The sequence below is a fragment of the Variovorax guangxiensis genome (assembly GCF_003952165.1).
In the GTDB taxonomy this organism is placed as follows: domain Bacteria; phylum Pseudomonadota; class Gammaproteobacteria; order Burkholderiales; family Burkholderiaceae_C; genus Variovorax; species Variovorax guangxiensis.
The window spans coordinates 103,864-113,917 of record NZ_RXFT01000020.1; the positions used below are offsets into that span (position 1 = coordinate 103,864).

10 protein-coding genes are annotated in these 10,054 nt (G+C 65.6%); 8 read left to right on the forward strand and 2 right to left on the reverse strand.

The genetic code is table 11. The features are described from left to right. Nucleotides 1-82: 82 nt before the first annotated feature. The gene (locus EJP67_RS30815; RefSeq protein WP_126025512.1) at nucleotides 83-1,258 is read right to left on the reverse strand and encodes a magnesium transporter CorA family protein; all 1,176 of its coding nucleotides are present in this window, start codon (nucleotides 1,256-1,258) and stop codon (nucleotides 83-85) included. A gap of 20 nt (nucleotides 1,259-1,278) precedes the next feature. After that, nucleotides 1,279-2,292 (reverse strand): porphobilinogen synthase, encoded by a 1,014-nt coding sequence (gene hemB, locus EJP67_RS30820; RefSeq protein WP_240650835.1) that lies wholly within the window; start codon nucleotides 2,290-2,292, stop codon nucleotides 1,279-1,281. Between the two features lie 343 nt (nucleotides 2,293-2,635). On the opposite strand from hemB, the gene EJP67_RS30825 reads away from it, so the two are divergent. From EJP67_RS30825 to fusA, 8 genes are all read left to right on the forward strand, one after another. Continuing rightward, nucleotides 2,636-3,064: a CopD family protein gene (locus EJP67_RS30825; RefSeq protein ID WP_126025513.1), complete on the forward strand. Its 429-nt coding sequence runs from the start codon at nucleotides 2,636-2,638 to the stop codon at nucleotides 3,062-3,064. Nucleotides 3,065-3,075: 11 nt separating this feature from the next. Continuing rightward, nucleotides 3,076-4,215: a VanZ family protein gene (locus EJP67_RS30830; RefSeq protein WP_126025514.1), complete on the forward strand. Its 1,140-nt coding sequence runs from the start codon at nucleotides 3,076-3,078 to the stop codon at nucleotides 4,213-4,215. A gap of 59 nt (nucleotides 4,216-4,274) precedes the next feature. Then, entirely contained in the window at nucleotides 4,275-4,628 is a 354-nt protein-coding gene (locus EJP67_RS30835) for a (2Fe-2S) ferredoxin domain-containing protein (RefSeq protein ID WP_126025515.1), read from the forward strand. Between the two features lie 35 nt (nucleotides 4,629-4,663). After that, a complete protein-coding gene (locus EJP67_RS30840) occupies nucleotides 4,664-5,296 on the forward strand; it encodes an alpha/beta hydrolase (RefSeq protein WP_126025516.1) in 633 nt (210 codons plus the stop codon). Between the two features lie 40 nt (nucleotides 5,297-5,336). Next, nucleotides 5,337-6,506, forward strand: a complete 1,170-nt coding sequence (locus EJP67_RS30845; RefSeq protein WP_126025517.1) for a D-alanyl-D-alanine carboxypeptidase family protein — start codon at nucleotides 5,337-5,339, stop codon at nucleotides 6,504-6,506. A gap of 212 nt (nucleotides 6,507-6,718) precedes the next feature. Then, a complete protein-coding gene (rpsL, locus tag EJP67_RS30850; protein WP_013543948.1) occupies nucleotides 6,719-7,096 on the forward strand; it encodes a 30S ribosomal protein S12 in 378 nt (125 codons plus the stop codon). A gap of 152 nt (nucleotides 7,097-7,248) precedes the next feature. Continuing rightward, the gene (gene rpsG, locus EJP67_RS30855) at nucleotides 7,249-7,722 is read left to right on the forward strand and encodes a 30S ribosomal protein S7 (protein ID WP_007829591.1); all 474 of its coding nucleotides are present in this window, start codon (nucleotides 7,249-7,251) and stop codon (nucleotides 7,720-7,722) included. A gap of 95 nt (nucleotides 7,723-7,817) precedes the next feature. Next, nucleotides 7,818-9,917: an elongation factor G gene (gene fusA / locus EJP67_RS30860; RefSeq protein WP_126025518.1), complete on the forward strand. Its 2,100-nt coding sequence runs from the start codon at nucleotides 7,818-7,820 to the stop codon at nucleotides 9,915-9,917. The last annotated feature ends 137 nt before the right edge of the window (nucleotides 9,918-10,054 follow it).

Consider the following 10,054-nt stretch of genomic DNA (forward strand, 5'->3'; position numbering starts at 1 on the left):
CGCTGGGGTCGTCGAAATCGAAAAGGGCCACGCGAAAGCGTGGCCCTTTTCTTTGGCGCGACAGATCTGGAGCGTCGGCGTGTCAGCGCGTGCGGGCGAGGTAGCGCTTGCGCCAGAAGATCACGACCAGCAGCACGGCGATGACCAGCATGGATGTCATCGCGATCCAGAAGCCGTCAGCCTTGTGCACCAGCGGGATGAATTCGAAGTTCATGCCGAAGATGCCGGCGATGAGGTTCAGCGGCAGGAACACGGCGGTGAGCACCGTCAGCACCCGCATGATGTCGTTGGCGCGGTGGCCCTGGACGCTGAAGTGCATCTGCACGGCCGTCTCGGCGTTCTGCTCCAGCCGGTGCACGTGGTGCACCACGCGCTCGATGTGCTCGAGCACGTCCCGGCTGCGGATCATGATGAGTTCCCGCTCGCGCTGCTCCGTCTCGCCCTTGGGCACGGGCAGCGTTTCGAGCGAGTCGATCCAGTCCTGCATGGCGGCGCGCTGGTCCTCGCAGATCTCGTCCAGGTGGTGCAGCGACTGGCGCGCCTCCATCAGCGCGCCCCAGTTGGTGAAGCGGCTGCGCGGGTCGATCAGCTCGGTCTGCCAGTGGTCGAGCTGCTTGGTGAGCTCGCGCCGCAGGTCGAGGTAGCCGTCGACGATCTGGTTGATCACGCGCAGCATCAGGTCCGACGGGCTGGTCGGCAGGCGGGCCGAGGTGGCGCGCACGTCGAGCGCCGGGGTGGCGCCGTCGGCCGAGGCCGCGGCCAGCAGCCGGGCGGCGAAGGCGTCGCGCACCGCGCCATCCTCGGGGTGCACCGACAGCAGGACGCGGTCGAACACGGCGAAGCCCACCGGCCGGGTGTCGACGCGGCGCAGCACGGGCGGGCCGCTGCGGGGCTGGCGCGGCGCGGTGGCTGAGACCGGGGCAGGCGGCGCCTCGTTGCCATTGCCTTTGCCGTTTCCCAGCGCCGCCTGGCCCTGGCCGTTGGCCAGCCGCCGGAACACCAGCACGTCGTACAGCGAGGTGTAGTCGTAGTGCGAGGGCAACTGGTCGTTGAGCAGGTCGGCCACATGCAGGTCGACCAGCTGCGTGAGGCACAGCGTCTGCAGGATCTGCTGGACCTCGGCCAGCGAGGCGCGGAATTCGTCCCGCGTGAGCGAGATCCAGAGGTAGCCGCTGGCGCCGCAGGCGCCCGGCACGGCCAGCGGCGCCAGCGCGGCGTGCTCGCTGACCTGTGACCGGTTGATTTCGAAGATGCGCATGCCCGGTTGCCGGCGCGCCGTTACTTCTGCAGCAGGCGCGCGGCGTCGAGCGCGAAATAGGTCAGCACGCCGTCGGCGCCGGCGCGCTTGAAGGCCAGCAGGCTTTCGAGCACCACGGCGTCGTGGTCGAGCCAGCCGTTCTGGGCGGCGGCCTTGAGCATCGCGTACTCGCCGCTCACCTGGTAAGCGAAGGTGGGCACGCGGAACTGGTCCTTCACACGGCGCACGATGTCAAGGTAGGGCATGCCGGGCTTCACCATCACCATGTCGGCGCCCTCGGCGATGTCGATAGCGACTTCGCGCAGGGCCTCGTCGCTGTTGCCCGGGTCCATCTGGTAGACCTTCTTGTTGCCCTTGCCGAGCGTGGCGGCCGAGCCGACCGCGTCGCGGAAGGGGCCGTAGAAGGCGCTGGCGTACTTGGCGCTGTAGGCCATGATGCGCGTGTGGATGTCGCCGCGGGCCTCGAGGGCGTTGCGGATGGCGCCGATGCGGCCGTCCATCATGTCGCTGGGCGCCACGATGTCCACGCCGGCTTGCGACTGCGCGAGCGCCTGCTTCACCAGCACCTCGACGGTCGCGTCGTTGAGGATGTAGCCGGTGTCGTCGAGCAGACCGTCCTGGCCATGGCTGGTGTAGGGGTCGAGGGCGACGTCGGTCATCACGCCCAGTTCGGGAAAGCGCGCCTTCAGCGCCGCCACCACGCGGGGAATCAGCCCGTCGGGATTGAAGGCCTCGCGGCCGTCGGGCGTCTTGAGGCTGGCGTCGATCACCGGGAAGAGCGCCATCACCGGAATGCCGGCGGCCACGCATTGCTCGGCCACGGGCAGCAGCAGGTCGAGGCTCAGGCGATCGACGCCGGGCATCGAGGGGACGGCATCACGGCGCTTCTCGCCTTCCTGGACGAACACCGGGTAGATCAGATCGTCGACCGTCAGTGCGTGCTCTCGCACCAGGTTACGGGTGAAAGCGTCGCGGCGCAGGCGCCGCGGCCGCCCGGCGGGGAACATGGCCAGGGGGGAAGATGATGACGTCATATATTCAAAATTGTGCCTGAAGCGACTGTTTACGACTCCTCGGCACGGGCGTTCGGTTGTCCTACAACTACGGAAATTAGTAGAACCAAGGTTTTCAGTTTTTTGCTTTAAATGTCAAAGAAAGTGGCGCAGTCGCTTGAAACCTTGTTTCGTCTTTGTTAAATTCTGACGCGGGCGGCTTGCCGCCCCCCGCTTTTCCTCCCTGAGCGGGTGCCTTGATGTGTGACAGCAAAAGGGCTTCCCAGCCCGACGTGAAGACGTCGGGCTTTTTTTTGCCTGTCGTACGAGTAGGCTGCCCCAAAACAGGGCTTTGCCGCGGAGAGGGCGCCACTAAACTGCCGCCATGCTCTGGGTCAAATCTCTACACATCGTCTTCATTGCAAGCTGGTTCGCGGGGCTGTTCTACCTGCCGCGGATCTTCGTGAACCTGGCGATGGTTCCGCCCGAATCGGTGGCCGAGCGCGAGCGCCTGCTGCTCATGGCGCGCAAGCTCCTGAGGTTCACGACCTTCCTGGCGTTTCCCGCGATCGGTTTCGGCCTGTGGCTCTGGCTGGGCTATGGCATCGGGCGCGGCCCGGGCAACGGCTGGATGCACGCCAAGCTGGCGCTGGTGCTGGTGGTGATCGGCTATCACCACGGCTGCGGCGTGCTGCTACGCCGCTTCGCGGCCGGCGAGAACCGGCGCAACGACCGCTGGTTCCGCTGGTTCAACGAGCTGCCGGTGCTGCTGCTGCTGGGCATCGTGATCCTGGTGGTCGTCAAGCCGTTCTGAGCCGCGCACCGATGCCCACGGTGGATCGGCCGCAGCACAAGTCAGCCGCGCTCCCGCTGGCGCTCGCCTACGGGGCGCTGATCGTCTACGCCAGCCTTTATCCGTTCGCCGACTGGCGCGACCAGGGAATCGCGCCCTGGGCGTATCTCTCGGCGCCCTGGCCGAAATATTGGACCGGCTTCGACTTCGCGGTCAACGTCGCGGGCTACGTGCCCTTCGGCTTCCTGTGCGCCCTGGCGGTGCTGCGCACGGGGCGCGCCGCCGGGGTATGGCCTGCGGTGCTGCGCGCCACCGTGGCGGGAGCGGCGGTTTCCTTCGCCATGGAGACGCTGCAGAGCTACCTGCCGGCGCGCATTCCTTCCAATGTGGACCTGGGGCTCAACACCGCGGGCGCGATCGTCGGCGCCGTGCTGGCGGCGGGGCTCGAGCGGCTGGGTGCGGTGGCGCACTGGAGCCGCGCGCGCTCGCAGTGGTTCGCCGAGGATTCGCGCGGCGCGCTGGTGCTGCTGGCGCTGTGGCCCTTCGCGCTGCTCTTTCCGGCGGCCGTCACCTTCGGGCTGGGACAGGTGTTCGAGCGGCTCGAGGTTGCGATTTCCGAATGGCTGCTCGACACGCCCTTCATCGACTGGCTGCCGCTGCGCCAGTTCGAGCTCGAGCCGCTGGTGCCGGCGGTCGAGCTGCTGTGCGTGATGCTGGGCGCGCTGGTGCCCTGCCTGCTGGGCTATCTGGTGGCGCGCTCGGTGGTGCAGCGGGCGGTGCTGCTGCCGCTGACGCTGCTGTCGGGCATTGCGGCCTCGGCGCTTTCGGCGGCGCTGAGCTACGGGCCCGAGCACGCCTGGGCCTGGCTCGGGCTGCCGGTGCAGGTCGGGATGGCGGCGGCGCTCTTCGCCGGTGTGCTGCTGCTGTTCGCGCCGCGCCGCCTGTGCGCGGCGCTGCTGCTGATGGGGCTGGTGCTGCAGCTGAGCCTGCTGAACCAGGCTCCCGAAAGCGCGTACTTCGCGCAGACGCTGGCCACGTGGGAGCAGGGGCGCTTCATCCGCTTCCACGGGCTGGCGCAGTGGCTGGGCTGGGTGTGGCCCTATGCGGTGATGGTCTACGTGGTGGCGGCCCTGTCGCGCCGCGGGCGGTCCGGAGCGGCTCCGACGAGCTGAGTGTGTGCGGATTGCTCGGCCGGAGCGAGGGTAGCGAGGGTGGTCACTAAAATCCGCCGATGCCCAGTTCCACCCCAGCCGCACCGTCCGGCTACTACGGCCGCCACATCTTCTTCTGCCTGAACGAGCGCAAGAACGGCGAGGACTCCTGCGCCATGCACAACGCTCAGGAAGGCTTCGACCGCTGCAAGGCGAAGGTCAAGGAGGAGGGGCTATCGGGGCCCGGCAAGGTGCGCGTCAACAAGGCAGGCTGCCTCGACCGCTGCGCGGGCGGGCCGGTGGCCGTGGTGTACCCCGAGGCCGTCTGGTACACCTTCGTCGACAGCGAGGACATCGACGAGATCGTCGAGTCGCACCTGAAGAACGGCAAGGTCGTCGAGCGGCTGCTGCTGCCCCCGAACGTCGGACGCTGAACTTTTACGCCGGCCCCCTGCTCGTACCTGCGCCAATGAATTCCCAGACCGAAAAGATCAGCCTCCAGGGCGCCGCCGGCGCGATCGAGGTGCAGCGCGACCAGCCCGCCGGAACCCCGCGCGGAATCGCGGTCATCGCGCATCCGCATCCGCTGTTCGGCGGCACCATGGACAACAAAGTGGTGCAGACGCTCGCGCGTGCCTTCGTCGCCAGCGGATGGACCACGGTGCGCTTCAATTTCCGCGGCGTGGGTGCCAGCGAAGGCGTGCACGACGAGGGGCGCGGCGAGCTGGAGGACATGCTGGATGTCGTCGGCCAGCTCGCGCCCGAGGGACCGGTGGCGATCGCCGGCTTCTCCTTCGGCGCCTTCGTCGCGAGCGGTGCCGTCGCGAAGCTGTGGGCCGGGCGCGAGATCCGGCAGATCGTGCTGGTGGGCACGGCCGCCGCGCGCAACAACGTGGCGGCGCTGCCCTTGGAGGCGCACGAGCGCACGCTGGTGGTCCATGGCGAGGCCGACGACACGGTGGCGCTGTCCGCCGTGATGGACTGGGCGCGGCCGCAGTCACTTCCTGTCACAGTCATCCCCGGGGGCGGTCATTTCTTTCACGGACAATTGCCGCTGCTCAAGGGTCTGGTCGTCCGCCATCTGCGCGCGGACATCGCTTGAAAGCCTCTTCGGCTTGTTTTCGTCTCTTTCCGAACTCCCAATGAACCGTTTTCTTGGCGTGCTCCGCACGCTGGTCTTTACCGCCGCCGCCTCCTTCAGCCTGATCGCCGCCGCCCAGATGCCGGCGCCGCCTGAAATCGCCGCGCGCAGCTATCTGCTGCTGGACGTGACCGCGAACCAGATCCTGGCCCAGAAGGACATCGACAGCCCGGTCGAGCCGGCCTCGCTCACCAAGCTGATGTCCGCCTACGTGGTGTTCGACGCGCTGCGGGCCAAGAAGATCACGCTGACCCAGACCCTGCCGGTCAGTCCCCGCGCCTGGAAGATGCCCGGCTCTCGCATGTTCATCGACCCCAAGATGCAGGTGCCGGTGGAAGACCTGATCAAGGGGCTGATCGTGCAGTCGGGCAACGACGCCACGGTCGCGCTGGCTGAAGGCGTGGGCGGCACGGTGGAGCATTTCGTCGAAATGATGAACGCCCAGGCCAAGGCGCTGGGCATGAAGAACACCACCTACAAGAACCCCGAAGGCCTGACGGCGCCCGGCCACACCACCACGGCCCGCGACCTGAGCATCCTGGCGACCCGCCTGGTGCGCGATTTTCCCGAGGAAGCCAAGTACTACGCCATCAAGAAGTACCGCTACCCGGGCACCCCCTCGACCAACGACACCAACCGCAACCTGCTGCTGTTCCGCGATCCGACCGTCGACGGCCTGAAGACCGGCCATACCGAAGCGGCCGGCTACTGCATGATCGCCACCGCAAAGCGCGACTTTCCCAACCTGACGGGCGGACGCCGCCTGCTGTCGATCGTGCTGGGCACCACGGGCGAGACCGTGCGCGCCAACGAGTCGCAGAAGCTGCTGAACTGGGGCTACACGGCCTATGACGCCGTGCGCCTGTTCGACGGCGGCCAGCCGGCGGCCACGCCGGCGGTGTGGAAGGGCAAGGCCAACGTCCTGAAGCTGGGCCGCCCCGAGCCGATCGTGGTGGCCGTGCCGACGGGCTCGGCCAACAAGATCAAGACCCAGGTGTCGCGCCCCGACCCGCTCGTGGCGCCGTTCACCAAGTACCAGGCGGTCGGCTCGCTCAAGGTCACGCTGGACGACCAGCCCCTGGCCGACGTGCCGCTGGTGGCCCTGGAGCCGGTCGAGCAGGCCGGCGTGCTCGGCCGCGCCTGGGACGCCCTGCGCCTCTGGATCAAGTAAGCCGGGGTAGGGAAAAGAGCCGAGCAAGGGCTCCTGGCGGGCATCCGCGGCAGCCGACTTTGCCGTTTCGGGGCTCCTTTGCTATACTCGTGGGCTTTTCGGAATTTTCCGAAGGGTTTCACGTTTTCGTCATTCCCGGCCTCCTTGAGTCACGACAAGGGTGGTTTCACAGCCAGGGCCGGGCGTTTCTCGTTTTGGGGACTTTTTAATTCATGCCAACCATCAATCAACTGGTGCGTCAGGGTCGAACGGTCGAAAAGATCAATTCGAAGAGCCCTGCCATGCAGAACTCGCCGCAACGCCGCGGCGTCTGCACCCGCGTCTACACCACGACGCCGAAGAAGCCGAACTCGGCTCTGCGTAAAGTCGCCAAGGTCCGCCTGACCAACGGCTTCGAAGTCATTTCCTACATCGGCGGCGAAGGCCACAACCTCCAGGAACACAGCGTCGTGCTGGTCCGCGGCGGTCGTGTGAAGGACTTGCCCGGTGTTCGCTACCACATCGTTCGCGGTTCGCTCGACCTGCAAGGCGTGAAAGACCGCAAGCAGTCGCGTTCCAAGTACGGCGCGAAGCGTCCCAAGAAGGCCTGATAGGTCTTCCTGTCGTCAAAAACAAACGGTGTTCGGTTACCTTGGCGGGTACATCGAACGAAGTGACCCACTGTCGGGTCGAGTAAGTGAGAGTCCTGACTGGCTCTCGCGGTGCCGGAAACGGCGCCAACTGAAGCAAAGAGGTTAGAAAAATGCCACGTCGTCGCGAAGTCCCCAAACGTGAAATCCTGCCGGATCCCAAGTACGGCAATGTCGAGCTGTCCAAATTCATGAACGTGATCATGGAAGGCGGCAAGAAGGCTGTTGCCGAGCGCATCATCTACGGCGCGCTCGACTTCATCGAGAAGAAGAACCCGGACAAGGACCCCCTCGAAGCGTTCACCGTTGCCATCAACAACGTGAAGCCGATGGTCGAAGTGAAGTCGCGCCGCGTCGGCGGTGCGAACTACCAGGTGCCGGTTGAAGTCCGCCCCGTCCGTCGCCTCGCCCTGTCGATGCGCTGGATCAAGGAAGCCGCCCGCAAGCGCGGTGAGAAGTCGATGGCCCTGCGTCTGGCCAACGAACTGATGGAAGCCACGGAAGGCCGTGGCGGCGCAATGAAGAAGCGCGACGAAGTGCACCGCATGGCAGAAGCCAACCGCGCATTCAGCCACTTCCGCTTCTAAAAACCAAACTTCGCTTGGGCGTTGGGTGTCGGGTGACGGGTGCAAGGCCCGTTCTCGAGGCCCAGCGCTCAACGCATTTAACCCGAAAGTAAATCATGTCCCGCAAGACCCCCATCGAGCGCTACCGCAACATCGGCATCTCCGCGCACATCGACGCTGGCAAGACCACGACGACCGAACGCATCCTGTTCTACACCGGTGTGAACCACAAGATCGGTGAAGTGCACGACGGCGCCGCCACGATGGACTGGATGGAGCAAGAGCAAGAGCGCGGCATCACCATCACCTCGGCTGCCACCACCTGCTTCTGGAAGGGCATGGCCGGCAAGTTCGACGAACACCGCATCAACATCATCGACACCCCCGGCCACGTGGACTTCACCATTGAAGTCGAGCGCTCGATGCGCGTGCTGGACGGCGCCGTGATGGTGTACGACGCCGTCGGCGGCGTGCAGCCCCAGTCGGAAACCGTCTGGCGCCAGGCCAACAAGTACAAGGTTCCGCGTCTCGCGTTCGTCAACAAGATGGACCGTACCGGTGCCGACTTCCTGCGCGTTCGTCAGATGATGATCGACCGCCTGAAGGCCAACCCCGTCGTGATCCAGATCCCGATCGGCGCCGAAGAGCACTTCCAGGGCATCGTCGACCTCGTGAAGATGAAGGCGATCATCTGGGACGAGGACAAGGGCGTGACCTTCCAGTACGGCGACATTCCCGCCAACCTGGTCGACGTCTGCAACGAATACCGCGAAAAGCTCGTCGAAGCGGCTGCCGAAGCCAGCGAAGACCTGATGAACAAGTACCTCGAAGGCGGCGAGCTGAGCGAGGAAGAGATCAAGAAGGCCCTGCGCCAGCGCACCATCGCAGGCGAAATCCAGCCGATGCTGTGCGGCTCGGCCTTCAAGAACAAGGGCGTGCAGGCCATGCTCGACGCTGTCGTCGAATACATGCCCTCGCCGCTGGACATCCCGCCGGTGGCTGGCGTGTCGGAAGACGAAACGCCCACGACCCGCAAGGCAGACGACAACGAGAAGTTCTCGGCCCTGGCATTCAAGCTGATGACCGACCCGTTCGTGGGCCAGCTGACCTTCGTGCGCGTTTACTCGGGCGTGCTCTCGAAGGGCGACAGCGTCTACAACCCGGTGCGCGGCAAGAAGGAGCGTATCGGCCGTATCGTGCAGATGCACGCCAACAACCGTGAGGAAGTCAGCGAAATCCGTGCCGGCGACATCGCCGCCTGCGTGGGCCTGAAGGACGTGACCACCGGCGAGACGCTGTGCGATCCGGAAGCCGTCGTGACCCTCGAGCGCATGCACTTCCCCGAGCCGGTGATCCGCCAGGCCGTGGAGCCGAAGAGCAAGGCCGACCAGGAAAAGATGGGTATCGCACTGGGCCGCCTGGCGCAGGAAGACCCCTCGTTCCGCGTCAACACCGACGAAGAATCCGGCCAGACCATCATCGGCGGCATGGGCGAGCTCCACCTCGAAATCATCGTGGACCGCATGAAGCGCGAATTCGGCGTGGAAGCCAACGTGGGCAAGCCGCAGGTGGCCTACCGCGAAACGATCCGCAAGACCGTCGAGGAAGCCGAAGGCAAGTTCGTTCGCCAGTCGGGCGGCAAGGGCCAGTACGGCCACGTGGTGCTGAAGATCGAACCCCAGGAAGCCGGCAAGGGCTTCGAGTTCGTCGACGCCATCAAGGGCGGTGTGGTTCCTCGCGAATACATCCCCGCGGTCGAGAAGGGCATTGTGGAAGCGCTGGGCCAGGGCGTGCTGGCGGGCTACCCCGTCGTGGACGTCAAGGTCACGCTGCACTTCGGTTCGTACCACGACGTGGACTCGAACGAAATGGCGTTCAAGATGGCCGCGATCTTCGGCTTCAAGGAAGGTGCCCGCAAGGCCAACCCCGTGATCCTCGAGCCGATGATGGCCGTGGAAGTGGAAACGCCTGAAGACTACGCCGGCAACGTGATGGGCGACCTGTCGTCCCGCCGCGGCATGGTGCAGGGCATGGACGACATGGTCGGTGGCGGCAAGGCCATCAAGGCAGAAGTGCCGCTGTCGGAAATGTTCGGCTACTCGACCACGCTGCGCTCGATGTCGCAAGGCCGTGCAACGTACACGATGGAGTTCAAGCACTACGCTGAAGCTCCGCGCAACGTTGCCGAAGCCATCGTGGCCGCTCGCGCCAAGTAAGCTTTTCAAGAACGTCGGGTCATGCAGTGCATGGCCCTTCTTGTCTGCGATCCGGTGCCGCCCTGTTCCCGTGCGGGGCGAACCAGCAACCGGATGCAGACATAAAACCAATACACGGGACTGCTCTTTCAAGGATT